Below are 21,882 nucleotides of genomic sequence, written 5' to 3'. Positions count from 1 at the left end.
TTCATAGACGATCGGTCAACAAAAGTCAAGCGGCCTCTCGGGCAGCCCAGTCGGCGAAGGAGGTCGGCGCCCGGTGCAGCGCACGCTGCACGCCGTCGCTGACCCGGGCATCCGCGCCGCTCCGGATGCCCCTGAGCATCGCCATCCGCCATGTCACGTAGGCCTCGGGCGTGCCCGCGGCTCGCAGTCTCGCGATGTGGTCATCGTCGCTCTCGTCGACGAAGACGACGCTGTGACCGGTGACAGCGTTGAGAGCGCCGACGGCCTGATCGAAGGTGATCGCCTCGGGTCCCGAGAGCTCGAGCACCTCGCCGTCGAAGCCGTCGTCGGCCAGCACGACGGCAGCCACCTCGGCGATGTCGGCCACGTCGATGAACGGCTCGGCGCCGTCGCCTACCGGCGCGATGACCCGCCCGTCGACGGGAACGAACATCGCCTCGGTGAAGTTCTGGGCGAAATGCGAGGGCCGGAGGATGGTGCTCGGCACAGGCCCCGAGCGCAAGGCATCCTCTGCCCGGGCGACGATCCCGGTGGGCAGGAACTCGACGCCCCGGGCCGAGAGCAGCACGACGCGTGCCACCCCGGCGGCATCGGCGACGCGGAGGAACTCGGTGAGCTGCGGTGTCCAGTCGGTCGCCGATCCCGGGCCCACCACGAAGACGCCCTCCACGCCGCGGAGGGCCTCGGGGTAGGTCGAGGGGTTTCGCCAGTCGAAGACCACGTCGCCGCGAGGCCCGCGGCTCGCCAGTCGAGGAGCGTGGCCCGCGATGCGGAGCTGCTGGGCGAGGCGGCGCCCGGTCTTGCCGGTGCCACCGAGAATCAAGAAGGTACTCATGATGGTTCCAACCGTGGAAGCCGATCCGGCATGCCCGACGGCGGTCGCCGCACCGGGCTCGGGTCGGCAAGGGCGGGCGATCATCCGGCATCATGGTGATCCATGAGCACTGCTGAACTCCTTGCCGCCTACGACGACCAACTGCGCACCGACGCCGAGACGCCGAGCGCCATCGAAGTCGCCCTTCTGGGGCCGTTGCGCCTCGTGACCTTCGCGAACGGCCGCGGATTCGTGACCTACCGCGACCTCGGGGGAGCCGATGCGGGCGAGATCCGACGACTCGTCGCCGAGGCCCTGGCGCACTACCGCGCCGACCCGGAGATCACCCGGGTGGAGTGGAAGACTCGCGGGCACGACATCGCACCCGGCCTCCATGAGGCACTCCTCGACCACGGGTTCACCCCCGACGAGCAGGAGTCCATCATGATCGGCTCGGCGGAGGCGCTCGCGGTCGATATTCCGCTGCCCGCCGGCGCGACGCTGCGCCAGGTGAGCGTGGAAGCCGACGTTCGAGCGATGAGCGCCATGCAGGACGAGGTTTTCGGAGACGCACCCTCCGATGAGATGGCGAACGCGCTGCTTCGTCGACTCGGGTTCGGTGACGGGATGGAGCTCTGGGTGGTCGAAGTGGAGGGCGAGATCGTGTCCGCGGGTCGCCTCGAACCCGTTGCCGGCACGTCGTTCGCCGGCATCTGGGGCGGGGCGACGCGCGCGGAGTGGCGGGGTCGTGGCCTCTACCGCGCGCTCACCGCCGCGCGGGCGCAGTCAGCCATCTCCGCGGGGAAGTCGCTCATCCACAGCGATTCGACCGAGTACTCGCGACCGATCCTCGAGCGTTCGGGTCTGCAGAAGGTCTCGACGACCACCCCGTACCGCTGGCGGCGCAGCTAGACCGGCCAGACGTGTGCTGCTCGGCCCTCACGAACTCCGACCGGATGCACCCGCCATCCGTGACGACCTCAGGTCATTGCGTCTGATCGGTCGGACGGATGAGGATCTCGTTCACCGCGACGTGCGCCGGCTGCGAGGCCGCGTAGAGCACGGCAGCGGCGATGTCGGCGGGCTGCAGGGTGCGCATCTGCGTCGCCAGCTGCGCGGCCATCGCGCGCGACACCGGGTCGGAGATGTGGGTGGTGAGCTCGGTCGAGGTGAACCCCGGCTCCACCACGACGACCCGCACGCCCCGCGTGGTGACCTCCTGGCGCAGGGCCTCGGAGAACGCGTTCACCCCGAACTTCGTGGCCGCGTACACGCCTCCGCCGGCGTTCGCGATGCGCCCCGAGGTCGAGGAGAGCTGCACGATCGTGCCCTTGCTCTCCAGCAGGTGGGGCAGCGCCGCGTGGGTCATGTACAGGGTGCCCAGCAGGTTGGTGCCCACCATCCGATCCCACTCCGTGGTGTCGGCGCCGTCGATCAGGCCACTCAGCATGAGGCCGGCGTTGTTCACGAGCACGTCGAGGTGCCCGAACCGCTCGAGGGTGGCCGCGACGGCGGCACGCACGGAGGCCTGATCGGCCACGTCGAGCTCGAGCGGCAACACCTCGCCCTCCGCTCGCTGCGCCAGCGCGTCGAGCCGGTCGACCCGTCGCGCTCCGACGGCCACTTTCGCGCCGGCTGCAGAGAGCGACAGTGCCACCGCCTCCCCGATCCCGGATGACGCGCCCGTGACGAGCACGACCTTTCCGCTCATCGTCTGGCTGGTCTTCGACATGTCGGTCACTGATCGATCTCCTTGAATCCCCGGGTCCTCTAAGCGGACCGCTCGGTCAGTTTGATCGTAATGGCACTTCCCCCGGCAATCGGACCACGCGGTCAGGTTATCCTTGAGCCATGAGCGAACAGGCTTCGAACACCGCGCCCGAGCAGGCACCGGCCCTGCGACGGGATGCCCGACGCAATCGAGAGCGCCTGCTCACCGCCGCGGGAGAACTGCTGGCGCGCGACGGAACGGAGGTCTCGGTCGCCGACATCGCCGCTCGTGCGGGCGTCGGCAAGGGCACGGTGTTCCGCCACTACGCGTCGAAGGACGCGCTGGTCGCTGAGGTGGTGTGCGACGTGCTCGAGACGCTGCTCGCTCGCGGCCAGGAGCTCGCGGCGACGCTCCCGCCGGCCGACGCGCTGCGGGAGTTCATGACTGAGGCGATTCACCGGCAGGCCGACGACCGCGCGTTCTGCGAGGTCGTGGCGGGAGCATCCGCCGACAACGAGCGGGTTCAGGAGTCGATCGAGCGGCTGCACGCCCTCGTCGGCGCACTCACGGCGCGCGCCCGGGAGGCCGGCGCCATCCGCGCCGACGTCACGGGAGACGACATCGCCCTGCTGCTGAGCGGCATCTACCAGACGGCAGCGCCGCTGGCCCGCAGCGAGCCCGCCCTCTGGCGTCGCTACCTCGCGCTGGCGCTGGACGGCCTGCTGCCGCGGCACGCGAATCCGTTGCCGTATCCGTCGCCCCAGCTCGCATCACGGGGTGGTGACTAGTTACTACCGATTCGAAGGGGACCGGTGCCCTATAGGCCACCACTCCTCTTCGAATCCGTAGTAACTCATCAGCGATCGACGCCTGCGGCGTGCTCGACGAAGTCGCGGCCGCCGACGATCTCGTCGTCAGGCAGCGCGTCGGCGAGGCGTGCGAGCTCGGAGGCGTCGAGGCGGATACTCGTCGCCGCAGCGTTCTCCTCGAGCCGCCGGCGGCTGCGTGTGCCCGGGATCGGCACCACGCCCTGCGCCATCAGCCAGGCCAGGGCGATCTGGGCGTTCGAGACGCCCTTCTCGGCTGCGATCGCGTTCACCCGGTCGACGAGTGCGAGATTCGCGGCGATGGCATCGGGCTGGAACCGCGGCAGGCCCCGCCGTGCGTCGTCGGGGTCGAGGTCGTCGACCGAGCGGATGTCGCCGGTGAGGAATCCGCGTCCGAGTGGCGAGAACGCGACGAACCCGATGCCGAGTTCGTCGGTGGTGGCCTTCTCGTCGTTGTGCAGCACGTCGCGCGCGAACAGCGAGAACTCCGATTGCACGGCGGCGAGCGGATGCACGGCGTGCGCCCGCTGGATCGTCGTCGCCGAGGCTTCCGACAGCCCGATGTGCCGCACTTTTCCCTCGGCCACGAGCTCGGCCATGGCGCCGACGCTCTCCTCGATCGGAACGCCGGGATCGACGCGGTGCAGGTAGTAGAGGTCGATCACATCGGTGCCGAGGTGGCGCAGCGAGCGCTCGGCGGCCTTGCGGATGTAGGCCGGGGTGCCGTTGCGACCGTGCACGGTGCCGTCGTCGTCGGTCTCGGCCGACGCCTTCGTGGCGAGCGTCACCTCGTCGCGGCGGTCGCCGAGCGCACGCGCGATCAGCTTCTCGTTCTCGAACGGGCCGTACGCCTCTGCGGTGTCGATGAACGTGACACCGAGGTCGAGGGCGTGGCGCAGGGTGGCGATCGATTCGGTCTCGTCGCTCGCGCCGTAGAAGGCGCTCATGCCCATGGCGCCGAGTCCGATGGCCGACACGGAGAGGCCGTCGCCTAGGGGGGATGTGGGGGTGGTCATGCGGGGTCCTTTCGGGTGGGTGGGGGTGCCGAATCGCCGCTTTCCGGGCTCGCCCGGCCTTCGGCTGGGCGGGCCCTTATTGCTCGCGCCGCCGCTTCTGCGGCGCGAGGCGACATGTTCGCGTGCGGTCGCTGACGCGGCCGCGCGCTCACCCCGGGGTGGGTGAGTGCGGCCCGCGGCTTTCGGTCTCGTTCGTATCTGCGTTCGTATCTGCCTCTATTGCCGCGCGATACGACGTGATCTTCTTCTCCAGGGCGGTGAGGTGCGCCCGCGTTCGGGCGAGGTCGGCGAGCACGCGGGCGCGGTGGCCCTCGAGCACGACGAGACGGTCGGCCTCGGTGCCGGCCTCGCGGCTGAGCTCGGCCATCCGTCGCACGTCGGCGATCGACATGCCGGTCTCGCGGAGCATGATCAGCCCGGCGATCCAGTCGAGGTCGTTGCGTGTGTAGCGGCGGCGACCGCCGGGATCACGCGGCGTGGGGTCGAGCATCAGCCCGGCGCTTTCGTAGTACCGCAGGGTGTCGATGCTCAGCCCGGTCGCGTGTGCGACATCGCCGATTGACAGTCCGTCGGCCGGCACCGGTACGTCGAGACGGGGAAGCGGGACAGGAGGCATACCCCCATGCTGCAACCTGGACCCCACTCCAGGTCAACCCCAGCGAGCGCTACTCCCCGATCACCCGGCAGTGCGTCGTGAGCTGGCCGATGCCGTCGATCCAGATGGTGACCGTGGAGTGGTTCTTCAAGAAGATCTGGGGCTTCCGCGAGTAGCCGGCGCCGGCCGGTGAACCGGTGGAGATCAGCGTGCCGGGCAGCAGCGTGGTCGACTGCGAGAGCACGCTGATCAGCTTCGCGACGCTGTGGATCATCTCGCTCGTCGAGGAGTCCTGCACCGTGCGACCGTCGAGCACCGTGCCCAGTCGCAGATCTTGCGGATCGGGCACTTCGTCTGCGGTGACCACCACGGGCCCCACCGGGGTGAAACCGTCGAAGCTCTTGCAACGGATCCATTGGGCTTCGCTGAACTGCACGTTGCGCGCCGTGATGTCGTTGACGATCGTGTATCCGAAGACGTGGTCGAGGGCATCCGCGATGCTGACGTCTTTGGCCGGCTTGCCGATGATGACGCCCAGTTCGGCCTCGTAGTCGACCTCGCTGCTGAGCGACTCTGGCCAGCTCGTGGTGCCCTCGTGCGGCGCGAGCGAGCTCGGCCAGAAGGCGAAGACGGTGGGCGCCGCCGCCATGTCGAGGTTGAGTTCGGAGGCGTGCGCGCCGTAGTTCAGCCCGATGGCGATGATCGAGGGCGGCCGGGAGACCGCGGGAGCGTGTTCGAACCCCGAGAGGTCGGCGGCGTCGTTCCATCCGTGAGCGGCGACGGCGGCACGGAGGCGCTGCAGTTCGCCGTCTCCCCGCTCGATCAGCTCTTGGAGGTCTCGCGGAGCATCGTCGGCGACCGCTCCGACCGGAAGCACTCGGTGCCCGTCGACGACGTAGAAGCCTGCGGGCTCCCTTCCGGCTGTGGAACGGGGGGACAGGTGCGCGAATCTCACCTGCCCAGGCTATCGGGCACGACCGGTGTACCGGATGGCAGCTCGGCGGCAGTCAGAAGCTGCGGTGCGGGGCCCCGGTCCGCTACGCTGTCGAGTGTTGCGAAGGTGAGGATTGCTCTTGACGATGTTCGATCCCGTGTCCGCGGAGCCGCAGAACGGCGCTGCCCCCGAATCCGCACCCGGAGCGGTGCAGCCGCCCACGGTCGCGTTGCCACCGATGCCCGTCATCGCGCCCGGCCCCCCACCGCGCCGCACCCGCACCGCGGTGTTCGCGCTGGCGATCGTGGGCTTCATCCTTTTGGGCTTCGTCTTCCTCGCCGTCGTGGGCTATCTCGTGCTCGGGCTCGGGCCGGCGGCGTTCGTCATCTGCGCCATCCTCGCCCTGGTGCCGCTTGCCGTCGTCGTCACCGCGATCACGGTGATCGACCGATGGGAACCCGAACCCCGGCCCGCACTCTGGTTCGCGTTCCTCTGGGGGGCTGCGGCATCCATCGCCATCGCCCTGATCGTCGATTTCGGGGTGCAGGTGGCCGTCGCCATCGCAAGCGACGGCCAGAGCACGACGAGCGAGCTGTGGGGGTCGGTGATCCAGGCTCCCATCGTCGAAGAGGGGGCGAAAGCCGTCGGCGTCCTGATCCTGCTGCTGTTCTTCCGCAAGCAGTTCGATGGTCCGGTCGACGGACTGGTCTACGGCTCCACAGTGGCCGCCGGGTTCGCCTTCACCGAGAACATCCTCTACTTCGGTCAGGCGCTGATCGAGTCGGGCGGGGTGGGGCTCGGCTTCACCTTCGTGCTGCGCGGCATCATGTCGCCGTTCGCGCACGTGATGTTCACGGCCTGCACCGGTGTCGCGCTGGGCTTCGCCGCTCGACGCAAGGGCTGGCTGAAGGGCGTGGGCATCTTCTTCGCCGGCCTCCTGCTGGCCATCGCGCTGCACGCGCTCTGGAACGGCTCGACCTTCGTGGTCGAGGGCCTCGACGGCTTCTTCCTCATCTACTTCGTGGTGCAGGTGCCGCTCTTCGCCCTGGCCGTGGTGTTCGTTGTGCTGCTGCGCAAATCAGAGGCGCGACTCACCCGGGCGAGGCTCGGCGAATACGCGGAGGCCGGTTGGTTCAGCCCCGCCGAGGTCGACATGCTCTCGTCGGGAGCGGGAAGGCGGCAGGCGCGGCGCTGGGCGCGCACGCTGCCGGGCGGCAACGGTCCCGCCGCACTGAAGTCGTTCATCCGCGACTCCACCCGTTTGGCGTTCGTGCGGCAACGGCTTCTCGTCGACCGCGCGAACATCGCGCCGAAGCACGACGAGGCGGAGCTGCTCGACGCGATCCTGGCCGACAGGGTCGCGCTGGCCGCGGCGTCCGCTTTGACCTGACCCCCGGGGTGGGATTGGATGGAGACATGACAGATCCCATCGGCACCAAGCCCGAAATCGAATTCCCCGAGGGCCCGGCCCCCACCGCTCTCGAGATCGTCGACGTCGTCGAGGGCACCGGCGCGGAGGCCACTCCCGGCGCGACCGTCGAGGTTCACTACCTCGGCGTCGAATATGAGACCGGCGAGGAGTTCGACTCTTCCTGGAACCGCGGCGAGACCATCACCTTCCCGCTGAACGGCCTGATCGCCGGCTGGCAGGAAGGCATCCCGGGCATGAAGGCCGGCGGTCGTCGCAAGCTCACCATCCCGCCGCACCTGGCCTACGGCCCCGAGGGCAGCGGCCACTTCCTCGCCGGGAAGACGTTGATCTTCGTGATCGACCTGGTCGACGTTCCCTAACACCTCGGATTCACCCTCCGGAAACCTTCGCCTCGGCATCTTCCCGGCATTCGCGGCGTAGACTTGCTTGCCGAATCCGGGAGGTGCCGTGGCGGAGGAAGAACTGGCGCGCGAGCGTGACTACGTCGAAGGACTCTATGCTCGCCTCGATCATCTGCGCAGCGAGGCCGAGCAAGAACTCGCCGCCGTGCGGCGCGAGAATGTCGGTGGCAATCACCAGAGCCGTTCGGAGCGCGATGCCTTCGCCCGTGCGTATGAAGATCGCATCCACCAGCTTCGCGAGGTCGGAGAACGACTAGCGTTCGGCCGGCTCGAACTGATCGATCCCGACACCGACGGCTCCCGGCTGCGCTACATCGGACGCATCGGCCTGCGTGACGAAGACCTCGAACCGCTGCTGCTCGACTGGCGTGCCCCGCAGGCCCGGGCTTTCTACCAGGCCACGGCGGCCACACCGCTCGGCGCCCGGGCCCGTCGCCACCTCACCACGCGCGGCCGTGAGGTCGTTCGCATCGAGGACGAGGTCTTCGACTCCACCCTGCTCGACGAGGAGGGCACCCAGCTCCAGGGCGAGGGCGCCCTGCTCGCGGCCCTCTCCGCACAGCGCACCGGACAGATGCACGACATCGTCTCCACCATTCAGGCCGAGCAGGATCGCGTCATCCGGTCGGAACTGGGTGGCGTGCTCGTGGTGCAGGGCGGCCCCGGAACGGGCAAGACGGCGGTGGCGCTGCACCGCGCCGCCTACCTGCTCTACACCTACCGGGAGCGGCTCGGGTCGAGCGGTGTGCTCGTGGTCGGCCCCAGCCCGGCGTTCCTGCAATACATCAATGCGGTGCTGCCGAGCCTCGGCGAGACCGGCGTCGTGTTGTCGAGTCTCGGGCAGTTGTACCCCGGCCTCGAAGCGCTCGAGGAGGATGCGCCCGCCGTCGCCGCGCTGAAAGGATCGGCCGAGATGGCGGCGCTGGTGCGTCGCGCGGTGCGATCGCGGCAGCGCGTGCCCGAAGAAGCGATCGCCCTCGAGATCAACGGCGAGAAGCTGCTGCTCCAACCCGCGGTGATCGCCGACGCGATGGCGAAGGCGCGCGAGTCGGGCAAGCCCTACAACGAGGGGCGCGTGCAGTTCGTGAAGAACGTGCTGGCGCAGCTGACGCGTCAGCTGGCCGACCAGTTGCGGCGGCGGGGGAGCACGGTCGACGATTCCGATCTCGCTTACCTCCGGGAGGATATCCGCACCGCCTACGACGTGCGCGTCGCGCTCAACACGGCCTGGCTGCCCCTGACCCCCGAGAAGTTGGTCGAAGACCTCTACGCCCGCCCGCAATGGCTCGCGACGATCACGGGGCACTGGTCGAAGGCGAAGCGCGAGCTGCTGAGCCGAGAGCGGGGAAGCGCCTTCACGGTCTCGGATGTTCCGCTGCTCGACGAGGCGGCCGAACTGCTCGGCGAATACGACCCGGGGAACGCCGCCGTGAAACGTGCCGAGAAGGCGCAACGCAAGCGCGATCTCGAGAACGCGAAGAACGCCATCCGCAACATGGAGGTCGGCGGTCTGGTCTCGGCCGAGTCGGTGGTGGCCGGTTTCGAGGAGTCGACGGTGCGCCTCACCACGGCGGAGCGTGCGGCATCCGATCGCTCGTGGACGTACGGGCACATCGTGGTCGACGAAGCGCAGGAGCTCTCGCCGATGCAGTGGCGTGTGCTGCTGCGCAAGTCGCCGCTGCGCTCCTTCACGATCGTGGGGGATGTCGCGCAGGCGAGTTCGGCGGCCTCGTCGACGAGTTGGTCATCGACTCTCGAACCGCTGATCGGCGAGAACTGGCGGCTCGAGGAGTTGACGGTGAACTACCGAACGCCCTCACAGATCGTGGATGCGGCCGAGCGGGTGGCGCACGCCAGCGGACTGACGGTCACACGCTCGCGTTCGGTGCGCACGACGGAATGGCCGGTGACGGCGAGGTCGAGCGACTCGGAGGCGTCGCTCGTCGCGGATGCAGCCGACGAGGCTTCCGCGATGGCCGCCGCGGGCGGAACGGTCGCCGTGATCGCGCCCGTCTCACTGATCCCGTCGTTGACGCGAGTGCTGACGGATGCGTTCGGTTCCGGTGTCGGCGTCGGTGTCGCCGGCCTCTCGCGCCGGGTAGCCCTGCTCGAGCCGGCCGAAGCGAAGGGCCTCGAGTTCGACTCGGTGGTCGTGGTCTCACCGGCCGGGATCGTGGCCGAGAACACCCGCGGCGCCTCGGCTCTCTACGTTGCGATGACGCGCCCCACTCAGCGTCTCGCGCTCCTCTTGGCGCCCGGCGAGGAGCCACCCGCGGGGCTCTGAGGCGAGCGTTCGTGGGGGGCTGAGGGTTGCTGAGGCCGAGGTTCCCTGGGGCCGCCGGCTCCTAGGGCCGGGGGTCGACCGCGTCATAGGCGCGGAAGGAGTGCACCAGACGCAGGATGATCGTGACCGCCACCACGATCACGACGCCGCCGAACAGCGGCGGGAACCAGAGCGCGGCGAAGACCGAGAGAGCTCCGACGTAGAGGTCGCCGACCCGTGGCCCACCGGTCACCACCACCGTGAACACGCCCTGCAGGCGTCCGCGCATGTTGTCGGGCACGGCGGTCTGCAGCATCGTGCCTCGGTAGATGGCGCTCACCTCGTCGGCGGCGCCGGCGCCGATCAGCGCGACAGCGGCCAGAACCAGGGCCGGCACGTTCGCGTCGCCGAGATCCTGCGACACCGGTGCTCCGGCGGTGGATGCGATGAGCACCACCCCGCCGAAGGCCGCGATGAACCCGCCGTAGACCTGCACGGCGTGCGCGATCGCCTGGCCCTGCATCCGCACGTGGCCGAGTCGCCCCGAGAACACGCCCGTGAGCGTCGAGCCGATCGCGTACGCGGCGGTGAGGATGCCGACCGTGATCGCTCCGCCGCCCAGCACCAGCACCCCGATCGCCGGGAAGAGTACGCGGGGTTGACCGAAGGTCATCGCGAAGATGTCGATCAGGAACGACGCCCGGATGTTCGGGGCTCGCTTCAGGAACGCGAATCCGTACCGCAGTGACGCCAAGCCGGGTCGCTGCACCTCGCCTTCGGGCAGGATGCGCGGGAGGCTCGCGATGCCGAGGAACGCGGCGACGAAGAGCACGACGTCGACCGAATAGGTCCAGCCGAAGCCGACCGTCGCCACGAGTACGCCCGCCAAAGCCGGGCCCACGGTCACCATGATGCCGAAGGTGATGCCGTTCAGAGCCGCCGCCGCGGGCAGCAGCTCGCGGGGGAGCAGGCGCGGGAAGATCGCCGAGCGCGTGGTCGTGATGACGGTCGCGGCTACGGCGTTCACCGTGGAGAGCGCGTAGAGGGCAACGACGCTGTCGGCGCCCGACCAGGCCAGGATCGCGATGGCCGCCGTCGACGACCAGGCCACGATGGCCGCGATCAGGGCGACGGCTCGCCGGTCGAACGCATCCGCCAGCATGCCGCCGTAGAGACCGAACACGATCATCGGAACCAGTGCGAAGAGCGCGACGCCGGCGACCGCGAGCGTCGATTCGGTGAGGCGGTAGATGTCGAGCCCTACGGCCACGATTGTCATCTGGCTGCCGATTCCCGAGATCGCCTGACCGGCCCACAGGCGCGCGAACGCGGGGCTCGCACGGAGGGGGGTCAGGTCGGCGAAGGGGTTGCGCCGCCGGGCCGGCTCGTCGGCGTCGGCCTCCGGTACCGGCCCCGGTGCTGCTGCGGGTTGGTCGCTCACTCGTCGACGGATGCGGGGGTGACCGCTTTCGACACGAGGTCGGCGTGGTGGATGGCTGCGACGTCAGGATGCGCCCGCAGGCGGCTCTTCAGCGCGTTCTCCCCATAGGTGGTGAAGATCGGGTTGTCGGGGTCGGTGGTGACACCGCGTGCTTGCGCCGCGAGCGCGGGGGGCAGCGGAAGCACGGGGATCGTCGCATCCAATGCCGGGCTGTAGAAAAAGGGGATGGAGATGCGGTCGTCGCCGATGCGCGGCGAGATCACCCGGTGCACGGTGGCCTTGAGGTAGCCGTTCGTCGCCACCTCGAGGAGCTCGCCGATGTTCACCACGAAGGCGCCCGGGATGGGGGGAGCGTCGATCCACTCGCCATCCTTCTCCACCTGCAGGCCGCCCTTACCGGGTTCGACGAGGAGAAGTGTCAGCACGCCGGAGTCCTTGTGGGCGCCGACACCCTGCTTCGGTTCCGGGTCGCTCTTGCCCGGGTAGCGCACGATCTTGATCAGGGTCGAGGGGCGCTCCGCGAAGGCGGCGTCGAAGACGTGCTCATCGGCGCCGAGCGAGAGCGCCCATTCGCGCAACAGCGTCAGACTCACGCGGGTGAGCTCGTCGTGCCATTCGGTCACGACTTCCCGCAGCTCGGGCAATGCGGCGGGCCACTGGTTCGGGCCCTCGAGGCGGAGGTAGTCAGGGGTTTCGGGGGTGATCGCGACCGGTTCGCGTTCGGTGCCGATGTCGATCTGTTCGCGCCAGTCGACCTTGCCCTGCGTGAGTTCGCCGCCCACCCGGGTGTAACCGCGGAAATGCGGGCTCTTCAGGTTTTCGATGGCCAGTTTGTCGGCTTCGGGAAGGTCGAAGAAGCGGCGGGCGGTGAGCATGATGCGGTCGATCAGCTCCTGGGGGACTCCGTGGCCCACGAGGGAGAAGAAGCCGTAGTCGTGAGTGGCCTCGCGCAGTTCGGTGCGGAAGGCCGCGGCTTCTGCGTCGCCCTCGGCGAGCCGCGAGAAGTCGAGCACGGGAAGGGTCGCCGTGCCGGGGGTGCTGAGAGTCATAAGTATTTCCGTTCCGCGAACTACTAACGACTTCCCACTATGGAGTGTTCCCGTTCCGGAGTCGATTCGGCGGCCTGAATGTTACGGGTGTGTTTCTGGTAGTCTCTACAGGTTGCCGTGAAGACGGCCGCGGATAAAGAGAGCCACAGCATCCGGCTGATTGGCACCGCGCAACGAGAGAAAGGGGATCCCATCTATGGCACTCGAAGCAGACGTCAAGAAGGCGATCATCGAAGAGTACGCAACCCACCCCGGTGACACCGGATCCCCCGAAGTTCAGGTTGCGATCCTGACCAAGCGGATCAAGGATCTCACCGAGCACCTCAAGGAGCACAAGCACGACCACCACTCACGTCGTGGTCTGTTGCTGCTCGTGGGCCAGCGTCGCCGCCTGCTGGGTTACCTGCAGGACATCGACATCGACCGCTACCGTTCGCTCATCGAGCGACTCGGCCTGCGCCGCTGAGCCAATGGTCCGCCCTCTGGGCACAGTATTGACTGTTCGCCCTCCAGGCGACACCGTGGCATCGATGACACCGGCAGCTCTTCGCCGCTGACACGATCTACTTCAGAAGGCCGTCACCCTGCGGGGTGGCGGCCTTCGTCGTTCGCGCTATCAGGCGACCACCCCCTGAGGATCGCCCGCAGGCACGAAGGTCGGGCGTGCTGGCTTGCTCGCTCGGTCTCGCGGCGCAGTTACGTAGTGCCGCCCGGTGGGCGACCTCCACTCGAGAGTGCGGCCTGGTCGCGCGGCGACGCTCCACCCTGTCGAGTCGTGTTTCAGGTGGTGGTGCTTGGGGCACAGGTGGTGCAGGTTGGCGCGCCCCGTCTCACCCCCGTGGGCCCAGTCGGCGGTGTGGTCGAGCTCGCAGGATTCGGCCCGCCGGTTGCAGTTCGGGAACCGGCAGCTCTCGTCGTCGAGCAGTAGCGCGAGCCGCAGGTCGGGCGGCGGCCGGTATCGTGTGCGCCCCACGGAGATCGTCTCCCCGGTGTCGGGGTGGGTGAGGATGCGCACGAAGCTCGGCGCCCGCGCGGCGAGCCTCCGGGCGGTGCGGATGTCGATCGGCCCGAACCCGTGCAGCTCAGCCGCACCGGCGTCGTGCCCGAGCAACGATAGCGCCGGCACGGTCACCACGACGGTCGGCACGATCCCGAGGAATGCGTCATCGATCTCGAATCGCTCATCCTGACTCGCAACCGGTGGCGTCGCGGCAAGCGAATAGTCGCCCGGTTCGAGGCCGGCCGAGTCGTCGGCGTCGACGGCGACGTCAGCGGCCACAGGGCTTGAGGGTGCGTGGTCGGCCGGCAGCGCGTCGGCGAGCCTGCCTGCGGCGGATGCTGATCCGAGGGGGGAGTCGTCGAGCGAGCGGCCATTCCGCGCCTGGTCTCCGCGAGATGATGCCTCGGCATGCCTGGACCGCACGCCATCGCCGAGCAGCAGGGTCGTGAGCGCGTCGGCACGGAGCTGCGTGTGCGTCCGCGGTTCTGCACTCGTGTGGGCGGCGCGCGCGATCCGGGTGAGGCGGGTGTCGATCGCCACCGCGGCGACCGCGGGGAGGTGGCACGTGAGCTACGCCATGCCATCCGCATCCGGAGTGAGTTCGACGCTACGCTCGGCGACCGCGGTGGCCGTTCGGGTCTCGATCGTCTCCGGGTGCAGGCGTTCGCGTTCGTGCCGCGCCGTGCGCTCGAACCGTGCGGCTGTCGCAGACGCAGCGACCGGCAGAAGTTCGCGCTCGAAGGCACCGCGAGCCTCCCGCGGCAGCGAGCCGGCAGCGGAAGCCATGACCTGGGCGTGTCGGTAGCTGATCGCGCCGGCAGTCAGCGCCTCGAGCGTGGCGGGAAGGGTGTTGACGAGGATCTCCGCCTCGTTGAGGAATCGGATCACCGTCCCCTCCGGAAGACGGGTCGCGCACGAGATCTCTGCGGCGAGCGAGCGCATCGCCAGTCCGTGCTGATCCGACCGCGATTCCGCCAGCCGAAGCGTCGTCGCCTCGGCCAGCAGCACGGCGGTGCGCGCCGACGACGCAGCCCGAATCGCTTCCTCGGCGACCAATTCGTCGAGGATGACGTCGATGCGCATCCCGCTCTCGTTCATGAGAATAATTCAATCACCAGCCACCGACACTGGATGGAGTGGGGTATCGAGGAGCAGGCGGACCTCCAGGTGCACGCGGGCTCGGCGAATCTCCAGCAGTTCGAGCAACCCATCGATCGCGGCGACCTCGTCGACGAGGAGACGAAGTTGGTATCGCCGCGTGGCTGCCCGACCGAAAGATTCCCCTTGCTCGCTCATGGAAGCAGTCAAGTCGAGCGATGCGGCGCAGACGGCTCGACGCCGCAATCTGGGGAGGGAATAGTTTCGACGCCCGGCTGTTGAGAGTAATATTCATGCAAACGCATTGAACTTGAGACAGCAGCAGAGAGACAGCAGCGAGGTCGACATGCAGTTCGGAATCTTCACCGTCGGAGACGTCACCACCGACCCCACCAACAACACCACCCCCACCGAGGGCGAGCGCATCAAGGCGATCCTGACGATCGCGCAGAAGGCCGAAGAGGTCGGACTCGACGTCTTCGCCACGGGCGAGCATCACAACCCGCCGTTCGTGCCGTCGAGCCCCACCACGATGCTCGGCTACGTCGCGGCCAAGACCGAGAAGCTCATCCTCAGCACCGCCACGACCCTCATCACCACCAACGACCCGCTGAAGATCGCCGAAGACTTCGCGATGCTCCAGCACATCGCCGACGGCCGCGTCGACCTCATGATGGGCCGCGGCAACACCGGCCCCGTGTATCCGTGGTTCGGCAAGGACATCCGTCAGGGCATCCCGCTCGCCATCGAGAACTACGCGCTCCTCCGCCGCCTCTGGGACGAAGAGGTGGTCGACTGGGAGGGCCAGTTCCGCACTCCGCTGCAGGGCTACACCAGCACCCCGCGCCCGCTCGACGACGTCTCGCCGTTCGTCTGGCACGGCAGCATCCGCAGCCCCGAGATCGCCGAGCAGGCGGCCTACTACGGCGACGGATTCTTCGCCAACCACATCTTCTGGCCCAAGGAGCACTTCCAGCGCCTGGTGAACTACTACCGTCAGCGCTTCGAGCACTACGGCCACGGCAAGGCCGACCAGGCCTACGTGGGCCTCGGCGGCCAGGTCTTCATGGCCAAGAACTCGCAGGACGCGATCAAGCAGTTCCGCCCCTACTTCGACAACGCGCCCGTCTACGGACACGGCCCGAGCCTCGAAGACTTCACCGAGCAGACCCCGCTCACCGTCGGCAGCCCGCAGCAGGTGATCGACCGCACCCTCACCTTCCGTGAGACGTTCGGCGACTACCAGCGCCAGTTGTTCCTGATGGATCACGCCGGCCTGCCCCTCAAGACCGTGCTCGAGCAGCTCGACATGCTCGGCGAGCTCGTGGTGCCCACGCTCCGCAAGGAGCTCGACGCCAAGCGCCCCGCCCACGTGCCCGACGGCCCGACGCACGCCTCCGAGATCGAGCGGATGCGTGCCCGCGAGGCCGCCCGTCAGGTCGCCGACGTCGACGGCCGGTCCGCCGTCGCCGACGAAGCCACGCGTGCCGGGGGCTCCTCCGCCCACACCGGCGCAGCCTTCGGCATCAAGGGAGCCTGATCATGACCGACACCACGAACACCGCCCCCAAGCAGCTCGTCGCCATCTCCTCGGGCCTCAGCCAGCCGTCGTCGACCCGACTGCTGACCGACCGGCTCGCGGATGCGACGGTCGCCGATCTCCGCGACCGCGGCGTCGACGTGGAGCTCCGCACGATCGAGCTCCGCGACATCGCCCAGGACATCACGAACAACCTGGTCACCGGGTTCCCGAGCGCCAAGCTGCAGAGCGCGCTGGACGCGGTCGCCGGAGCCGACGGGCTGATCGCGGTCACCCCGATCTTCACCGCCAGCTACAGCGGCCTGTTCAAGTCGTTCTTCGACGTGATCGACAACACTGCTCTCACCGGTCTGCCGACACTGATCGCGGCCACCGGCGGCACTCCGCGCCACTCCCTGGCGCTCGAGCACGCCGTTCGACCACTGTTCAGCTACCTGCGCGCACCCGTCATGCCGACGAGCGTCTACGCTTCGTCGGAAGACTGGGGTTCAGGGGCCGATGGCGTCGCCTCGCTGCCCGATCGCATCCACCGCGCCGCGAGCGAACTCGCCGACTCGGTGCAGCGTTCCGAGCGCTCGAGCCGCGTCGTGGACCCCTTCGCGCTCGACGCCTCGTTCAGCCCGGTCGGCGGCTACGGAGCGCAGTAGCGGCGGAGCAGCGGCGCGACGCATCCGACATTGCTGAGTTGGGCCCATGCAAGCACATGATCGTGCTTACATGGGCCTATGGCAGTGACTGTTCGCACCATCCAGACCGCGATTCCGGCAACCGTGTTGACCCAGCACGAAGTGCGTGACGTGTTCGCCAGCCAAGAGGGGCTCACCCGCTTGGGTCAACGACTCGTGACGGCCTCCTTCGACGGATCGGCCATCGAGACGCGGTACTCCGTGATCGACGAGCTGACGCTCGATCGGCAGTTCGACGATCCGCAGTTCTTCGACCTCGCATCCGGGGCCCTGCTGGCGCCCTCGACCCGGGTGCGCAACGAGCTCTACATCGAGCGCGCCTCCCTGCTCTACACCGAAGCCGCCCGCAAGGCACTCGACGCCGTGCCGGGGCTCACAGCGGCCGACGTCACCCACGTCGTCACCGTGTCGTGCACCGGGTTCTTCGCGCCCGGACCCGACTACGTGCTGGTGCGCGAGCTCGGCCTCGCGCCGAGCACCCTGCGCTACCACGTCGGCTTCATGGGCTGCTACGCCGCCTTCCCCGCGCTCCGGATGGCGAAGTCGTTCTGCGAGGCCGATCCGGATGCCGTCGTGCTGGTCGTCAGCGCGGAACTCTGCACCCTGCACGTGCGCTCCTCGAACGAGCCCGACCAGATCGTGGCCTCCTCGGTGTTCGCCGACGGCGCCGCCGCGGCGGTCATCACGGCGAAGCCGATGCCCGCCGGTGCGGAGGACGGATTCGTGCTCGACCTCGACTTCTTCGAGAGCGTGCTCACCCCGGTGGGGGAGCAGGACATGGCCTGGAAGATCGGCGACGAGGGATTCGAGATGATCCTCAGTTCCTATGTGCCGAAGATCATCGACGAGCACATTGCGGGTGCGCTCGAGCCGTTGCTCGCGCGTCAACCTGAGCTGGTCTCCGCTCCGCACGAGTCGATCGCCCACTGGGCGGTGCACCCCGGCGGGCGCAGCATCCTCGACAAGGTGGAGTCGAAGCTCGGCCTCTCCGAGGCGCAGATGGCGCAGTCGCGCGCGGTGCTCCACGACTACGGCAACATGTCGAGCGCCACGATCCTGTTCGTCTTGAAGGCCATCCTCGAATCGGAGACCCCGCCGAGCGACGGCGATCGTGTGTGCGCCATGGCCTTCGGGCCCGGACTCACCGTCGAAACCGGACTGATGACGGTGCGCGCGGTGCCGGCCGACGCGACGGCAGCGGTGGCGGCAGACGCGCTGGTCGAGGTGCCTGCAACGGCATCGGTTCCGGTTCTCGCACCGGCTCCTTCTCCTGCACCGACCCCTTCTCCCGCGACGACTCCGGCGAGGGTGCTGGCCGAGGTGTCGGAGGCGTAGTCGTGGCCCGATCGACTCTCCGGCGGCGCGCCATCGACGCGCACGAGTTGATGGACGATCCGGACTGCGATCCGGTGCTCCTCGCCCGCACCTACGATCAGTTCCGCATCGTGAACTCGCTCGTCTCGGGCTGGCACGGCATCTACCGTGACCGCATCCGCCCCCTGCTATCGCCGATGCTGCCGTCGACCCTGCTCGACATCGGCTGCGGCGGCGGCGACATCGCCCGCGCCCTCGCCCGCTGGGCGGCGGCCGACGGCTTGCAGCTGCAGGTGACCGGGATCGACCCGGATGCCCGCGCCCTCGAGTTCGCCCGGCGTACCCCGAACCCCGACGGCGTGCGGTTCCTGCTCGCCGAGAGCAGCGAACTGGTGGATGCCGCGCAGCGCTTCGACTTCGTGATCTCGAACCACGTGCTGCACCACCTGAGCTCCGAGCAGCTCGCCGACCTGCAGATCGACAGCGAGCTGCTCTGCCGTGGGCTGGCGTTGCACGGCGACATCCGTCGCAGCGCCGTCGCCTACGGTGCCTTCTCGGCCGGCACGCTGCCGTTCTTCCGTCGCTCGTACATCCGCGTCGACGGACTCACGTCCATCCGTCGCAGCTACACGACGGCCGAACTCCGCGTGGCGGCGCGTCGTGGCTGGACCGTCGAGGCGCTGTTCCCGTTTCGCAACCTGCTGAGTTATGCGGCGAGCAGCGCCGCCCGGAGCGGAGGACCAGAACCGGATGCATGACGTGGCCGTGGTGGGCGCGGGCCCGGCCGGGCTCTTCCTGGCCGCCGCACTCGCCGAGCGCGGCATCGACGTGGTGGTGCTGGAGCGGCGCGGTGGCCCGCGCCTGCATTCCCGCGCCATCGGCATCCACCCGCCTTCCCTGGCGGCGCTCGACCGACTCGGTGTGCTCGAGCCGGTTCTGGCGGCGGGGGTGCGCATCGATCGCGGCATCGTGCGGATCGACGGCGAGATGGTGGCCGAGCTCGACTTCAGCGGGGTGCCGGAGCCGTTTCCGTTCGTCGTGTCGTTGCCGCAGGTGGCGACCGAGCGCATCCTGAGGTCGCAGTTGGCGACGCGGGCACCGGATGCGCTGCGTGGCGGCGTGCAGGTCGAGCGCTTCGAGCGCCGGGCACGGGGTGTCGGGGTGCTCGGTCACACGGCACGCGGCGATGATCTGCGCGTCGAAGCGCGTCTCGTGGTGGGTGCGGACGGCCCGCTCAGTGCGGTTCGGTCGGCGGCCCGCATCCGCGACACCGTGTATCCGTATCCCTACCGCTACGTCATGGGAGACGTGCTCGACGAGACCGCCGAGGGCCCGGTGGCAGTGCTGCACCTGCACCCGAAGGGGATCGTGGAATCGTTCCCGCTGCCCGGGGGGCGGCGGCGCTGGGTGACGCATCTGCCGAACGGGGGAGCGCTGGCGAACGCGGCCGCGCCGGATTCCGGGGAGACCAACGACCCGGTCGTGGCGGCCGAACTCTCTCGGCTGATCTTCGAGCGCACGGGGGTGCGTACCGACGCCCGCACATCGACCATGACGAGCGTGTTCGGGGTGCGCCGGCGCACGGTGCCGCGGATGGGCGACGGCAGGATGCTGCTGATCGGCGACGCCGCGCACGAGGTGAGCCCGATCGGCGGGCAAGGCATGAACCTCGGCTGGCTCGACGCGGAGGCGCTGGCCGGCATCGTTCCCGACCTGCTGGCCGCCGAGCGGAACGCGGGCGCCCGGGCATCGGCCCTGGTGCGCGAGTTCGAACGGGGTCGCCTCGGTTCGGCGGCCCGGGCATCGCGCACGGCGGAGTTCAACATGGTCATGGGCCGGCCGACCACACGGCTCGGATTCGCGGCCCGCCGCCTGGTGGTGCGGGCGGCGTCGACTCCTGCGCTGCACGACCGCCTGGCGCGTGCCTTCACGATGCACTCCCTCTGAGTGAATCGGACTACCTGAGTGAACCGGACTACTGGCCCAATCGGGCTTCTGGCGCGTGAAACACCTCGCTAGGCTTCGGCCATGACTCCGTTCGAGTTTGCCAGCCTGATCCTTTCGAGCATCGGTCTGGCGGGCGGTGCGATCGGTTTCGTCGTTTCGGTGTTCGCCCGTCGACGCGCGAATGCGGCCGAGGCCGCGGCCGCGGATGCTCAAGCGGATGCCTCAGCGGCCCTGGTGAAGAGCGCCGAAGCCACCGAGCGCATTGCGACCGCCGTCGAACTGATCGCGGCTCAACGATCGGGCGCCAAGGCCGGCACCCTCCTCGCGGAAGCGCTCGATGACGATCTTGACGCGCTGGTGCTGGAGTCCGGCGTGGAGTGGATCGTCGAAGAACGCGACCAACCCAACTCCTTCCGTCTCCGGAACGTCGGATCGATCGAGGCGCGTGACGTCACCCTCAGCACCGACCCGCCCGAGCACGCGGGACTTCTGGTCTCCGATGCGGAGCACCCCACCCTGATTCCGGGTGCGGCCTTCGTCGTCCGGACATCCCCCCGGTCGACACTCGCTGCGAAACGAATACTGGTCACCTGGTCGGACGACTCCTCGGCCGTTCCGCGGCAGTCCACCGTCAGGATTCCTTGAATCGGTTCTGAGGATCGCCGAGTGCGACAGGTGTCGAGGTGTGCCTTGTTCGGAGGTTCCGGCTCTGGCACACTGAGCGACAAGGCGAGACAAGGGATGGTCATGGGTCTGTTCGGCAAAGCGAAGAACGCGTTCGGTGGGGGAGACATGGCGGCCCAGGCGGCCGCAGCGCAGCAGATGGCCGACCAGGCCATGCGCGACGCGGGATACACCGACGGCGCCCCGGTCACGATGGCGAACGCCGGATCGGTCGGCGCGCAGATGTCGGCCGACCACGACGTACTGAACGCCTACGGCCAGGAGCTCAACCGCATCATCGCGGTCGGCGCACCCGGGGCATCCGTCATCCGCAGTTCGGTCGACACGGGGGAGCGCACCTCGGGCAACCCCTGGTACCAGCTGGAGATCGAGGTGACGCTTCCCGGCCAGACTCCGTACACGGTCTCCAAACGCGAGATGGTGCCGCCGCAGTTCCTCGCGAACTACGCCGAGGGCACCACGCACACCGTGGCCGTCGACCCGGCGAACCCGCAGGCCATCGCCCTCACGAGCTGAACCGACGCACCAATGGGTGTCTTCAACGACGTGTGGCGTCTCGTGAAGGCGGGAGCCAAGCAGACGGCGCAGACCGATTATGCCGAGAACCTGCGGCAGTCGGCGGATCTCGCCGAGCAGTTCGCCGGGAAGGACCCGAACGCACCACTTGGCACGCACGGCGCCGCGACGGCGAATCCGTTCACGAACCTGAGCATGTACGCGTCGATGATCCAGGGCTCGGGCACGGTCGTCGCGTTGCATGACACCGGCGGACGCATCGGCGGCGACGTGATCTTCGCGGTCGACCTCGACGTCACGCTGCCGGGCGCGGAGCCCTACCGCACCGTCTACAAGACCGTGATCGCGCAGGCGGCGCTGCCGAATTGGCAGCCCGGGGCGATGTACCCGTTCCGCGTGAGCCCCACCGACCGCGACGCGCTGATGCTGGGCTGAGCCGAAGCGGCAGGTCACTTGCAGAAGGTGCGGTTCGCGATCGCAGGCCGCGGGCCGCGCTCGACGACCCAGGGTGAGGCCTCGGCCGCGCGAGCGACCGAAGCCGAACATGTCGCCTCGCGCCGCAGCAGCGGCGGCGCGAGCAATAAGCGACGCGCGACCGCCGGCCGCGCATCGCG

At 68.8% G+C, this 21,882-nt stretch carries 24 protein-coding genes; 14 read left to right on the top strand and 10 right to left on the bottom strand.

Annotated elements, in window-relative coordinates; genetic code table 11:
- Nucleotides 1-25: 25 nt before the first annotated feature.
- Nucleotides 26-835 (bottom strand): NAD(P)H-binding protein, encoded by an 810-nt coding sequence (locus N1027_RS16155; protein ID WP_259509154.1) that lies wholly within the window; start codon nucleotides 833-835, stop codon nucleotides 26-28.
- A 102-nt stretch (nucleotides 836-937) separates the two neighbouring features.
- Here N1027_RS16155 and N1027_RS16150 point away from each other — a divergent pair, with 102 nt between their 5' ends.
- Nucleotides 938-1,726, top strand: coding sequence for a GNAT family N-acetyltransferase (locus tag N1027_RS16150; protein WP_259509153.1), 789 nt, complete (start codon nucleotides 938-940; stop codon nucleotides 1,724-1,726).
- A 73-nt stretch (nucleotides 1,727-1,799) separates the two neighbouring features.
- Here the strand turns inward: N1027_RS16150 and N1027_RS16145 are convergent, their stop codons facing one another.
- Nucleotides 1,800-2,546: an SDR family NAD(P)-dependent oxidoreductase gene (locus N1027_RS16145; RefSeq protein ID WP_259510441.1), complete on the bottom strand. Its 747-nt coding sequence runs from the start codon at nucleotides 2,544-2,546 to the stop codon at nucleotides 1,800-1,802.
- Between the two features lie 119 nt (nucleotides 2,547-2,665).
- Between N1027_RS16145 and N1027_RS16140 the strand changes: the two genes are divergently transcribed.
- A complete protein-coding gene (locus N1027_RS16140; RefSeq protein ID WP_259509152.1) occupies nucleotides 2,666-3,313 on the top strand; it encodes a TetR/AcrR family transcriptional regulator in 648 nt (215 codons plus the stop codon).
- A gap of 68 nt (nucleotides 3,314-3,381) precedes the next feature.
- Here N1027_RS16140 and N1027_RS16135 read toward each other — a convergent pair whose 3' ends face one another.
- From N1027_RS16135 to N1027_RS16125, 3 genes are all read right to left on the bottom strand, one after another.
- A complete protein-coding gene (locus N1027_RS16135) occupies nucleotides 3,382-4,368 on the bottom strand; it encodes an aldo/keto reductase (RefSeq protein ID WP_259509151.1) in 987 nt (328 codons plus the stop codon).
- Nucleotides 4,369-4,516: 148 nt separating this feature from the next.
- Complete coding sequence (locus N1027_RS16130; protein WP_259509150.1) at nucleotides 4,517-4,984, bottom strand: MerR family transcriptional regulator; 468 nt, start codon at nucleotides 4,982-4,984, stop codon at nucleotides 4,517-4,519.
- 49 nt (nucleotides 4,985-5,033) lie between these two features.
- On the bottom strand, nucleotides 5,034-5,918 hold the full coding sequence (locus N1027_RS16125; RefSeq protein ID WP_259509149.1) for a fumarylacetoacetate hydrolase family protein: 885 nt from the start codon (nucleotides 5,916-5,918) through the stop codon (nucleotides 5,034-5,036).
- Between the two features lie 124 nt (nucleotides 5,919-6,042).
- Here N1027_RS16125 and N1027_RS16120 point away from each other — a divergent pair, with 124 nt between their 5' ends.
- The 3 genes from N1027_RS16120 to N1027_RS16110 all read left to right on the top strand — a co-directional run bounded on the left by N1027_RS16120 (nucleotide 6,043) and on the right by N1027_RS16110 (nucleotide 10,014).
- The gene (locus N1027_RS16120) at nucleotides 6,043-7,287 is read left to right on the top strand and encodes a PrsW family intramembrane metalloprotease (RefSeq protein ID WP_259509148.1); all 1,245 of its coding nucleotides are present in this window, start codon (nucleotides 6,043-6,045) and stop codon (nucleotides 7,285-7,287) included.
- Between the two features lie 26 nt (nucleotides 7,288-7,313).
- Nucleotides 7,314-7,688: an FKBP-type peptidyl-prolyl cis-trans isomerase gene (locus N1027_RS16115; protein ID WP_259509147.1), complete on the top strand. Its 375-nt coding sequence runs from the start codon at nucleotides 7,314-7,316 to the stop codon at nucleotides 7,686-7,688.
- An 88-nt stretch (nucleotides 7,689-7,776) separates the two neighbouring features.
- Nucleotides 7,777-10,014 carry a HelD family protein gene (locus N1027_RS16110; RefSeq protein WP_259510439.1) on the top strand — a complete coding sequence of 746 codons (2,238 nt, stop codon included), beginning with the start codon at nucleotides 7,777-7,779 and terminating at the stop codon, nucleotides 10,012-10,014.
- A 61-nt stretch (nucleotides 10,015-10,075) separates the two neighbouring features.
- On the opposite strand, the gene N1027_RS16105 is transcribed toward N1027_RS16110, so the two are convergent.
- A complete protein-coding gene (locus N1027_RS16105) occupies nucleotides 10,076-11,434 on the bottom strand; it encodes an MFS transporter (RefSeq protein WP_259509146.1) in 1,359 nt (452 codons plus the stop codon).
- On the bottom strand, nucleotides 11,431-12,483 hold the full coding sequence (locus N1027_RS16100; protein ID WP_259509145.1) for an isopenicillin N synthase family dioxygenase: 1,053 nt from the start codon (nucleotides 12,481-12,483) through the stop codon (nucleotides 11,431-11,433). The genes N1027_RS16105 and N1027_RS16100 overlap by 4 nt, the downstream gene beginning before the upstream one ends.
- A gap of 196 nt (nucleotides 12,484-12,679) precedes the next feature.
- On the opposite strand from N1027_RS16100, the gene rpsO reads away from it, so the two are divergent.
- Nucleotides 12,680-12,949 carry a 30S ribosomal protein S15 gene (rpsO, locus tag N1027_RS16095; RefSeq protein ID WP_022898789.1) on the top strand — a complete coding sequence of 90 codons (270 nt, stop codon included), beginning with the start codon at nucleotides 12,680-12,682 and terminating at the stop codon, nucleotides 12,947-12,949.
- A 150-nt stretch (nucleotides 12,950-13,099) separates the two neighbouring features.
- Here the strand turns inward: rpsO and N1027_RS16090 are convergent, their stop codons facing one another.
- Genes N1027_RS16090 through N1027_RS16080 form a run of 3 tightly spaced genes read right to left on the bottom strand, consistent with a single transcriptional unit; the run spans nucleotide 13,100 to nucleotide 14,779 of the window.
- Nucleotides 13,100-14,023, bottom strand: a complete 924-nt coding sequence (locus N1027_RS16090; RefSeq protein ID WP_259509144.1) for an HNH endonuclease signature motif containing protein — start codon at nucleotides 14,021-14,023, stop codon at nucleotides 13,100-13,102.
- A gap of 30 nt (nucleotides 14,024-14,053) precedes the next feature.
- The gene (locus N1027_RS16085) at nucleotides 14,054-14,581 is read right to left on the bottom strand and encodes a DUF222 domain-containing protein (RefSeq protein ID WP_259509143.1); all 528 of its coding nucleotides are present in this window, start codon (nucleotides 14,579-14,581) and stop codon (nucleotides 14,054-14,056) included.
- Nucleotides 14,582-14,590: 9 nt separating this feature from the next.
- Complete coding sequence (locus tag N1027_RS16080; protein ID WP_259509142.1) at nucleotides 14,591-14,779, bottom strand: hypothetical protein; 189 nt, start codon at nucleotides 14,777-14,779, stop codon at nucleotides 14,591-14,593.
- Nucleotides 14,780-14,927: 148 nt separating this feature from the next.
- Here N1027_RS16080 and N1027_RS16075 point away from each other — a divergent pair, with 148 nt between their 5' ends.
- The 8 genes from N1027_RS16075 to N1027_RS16040 all read left to right on the top strand — a co-directional run bounded on the left by N1027_RS16075 (nucleotide 14,928) and on the right by N1027_RS16040 (nucleotide 21,703).
- A complete protein-coding gene (locus N1027_RS16075; protein WP_259509141.1) occupies nucleotides 14,928-16,121 on the top strand; it encodes an LLM class flavin-dependent oxidoreductase in 1,194 nt (397 codons plus the stop codon).
- A gap of 2 nt (nucleotides 16,122-16,123) precedes the next feature.
- Nucleotides 16,124-16,768, top strand: coding sequence for an FMN reductase (locus tag N1027_RS16070; protein ID WP_259509140.1), 645 nt, complete (start codon nucleotides 16,124-16,126; stop codon nucleotides 16,766-16,768).
- A 78-nt stretch (nucleotides 16,769-16,846) separates the two neighbouring features.
- Nucleotides 16,847-18,142: a type III polyketide synthase gene (locus N1027_RS16065; RefSeq protein ID WP_259509139.1), complete on the top strand. Its 1,296-nt coding sequence runs from the start codon at nucleotides 16,847-16,849 to the stop codon at nucleotides 18,140-18,142.
- A 2-nt stretch (nucleotides 18,143-18,144) separates the two neighbouring features.
- Nucleotides 18,145-18,879, top strand: a complete 735-nt coding sequence (locus N1027_RS16060) for a class I SAM-dependent methyltransferase (RefSeq protein ID WP_259509138.1) — start codon at nucleotides 18,145-18,147, stop codon at nucleotides 18,877-18,879.
- Nucleotides 18,872-20,068 carry an FAD-dependent oxidoreductase gene (locus N1027_RS16055; protein WP_259509137.1) on the top strand — a complete coding sequence of 399 codons (1,197 nt, stop codon included), beginning with the start codon at nucleotides 18,872-18,874 and terminating at the stop codon, nucleotides 20,066-20,068. The genes N1027_RS16060 and N1027_RS16055 overlap by 8 nt, the downstream gene beginning before the upstream one ends.
- Nucleotides 20,069-20,149: 81 nt before the next feature.
- Nucleotides 20,150-20,713: a hypothetical protein gene (locus N1027_RS16050; protein ID WP_259509136.1), complete on the top strand. Its 564-nt coding sequence runs from the start codon at nucleotides 20,150-20,152 to the stop codon at nucleotides 20,711-20,713.
- 96 nt (nucleotides 20,714-20,809) lie between these two features.
- A complete protein-coding gene (locus tag N1027_RS16045; RefSeq protein WP_259509135.1) occupies nucleotides 20,810-21,268 on the top strand; it encodes a hypothetical protein in 459 nt (152 codons plus the stop codon).
- Between the two features lie 12 nt (nucleotides 21,269-21,280).
- Nucleotides 21,281-21,703, top strand: a complete 423-nt coding sequence (locus N1027_RS16040) for a hypothetical protein (RefSeq protein WP_259509134.1) — start codon at nucleotides 21,281-21,283, stop codon at nucleotides 21,701-21,703.
- The last annotated feature ends 179 nt before the right edge of the window (nucleotides 21,704-21,882 follow it).

It is taken from the genome of Herbiconiux aconitum (genome assembly GCF_024979235.1).
Lineage (GTDB): Bacteria > Actinomycetota > Actinomycetes > Actinomycetales > Microbacteriaceae > Herbiconiux > Herbiconiux aconitum.
Note: the sequence above shows the minus strand (reverse complement) of the source record. Positions and strands in the feature narration are given on the sequence as shown.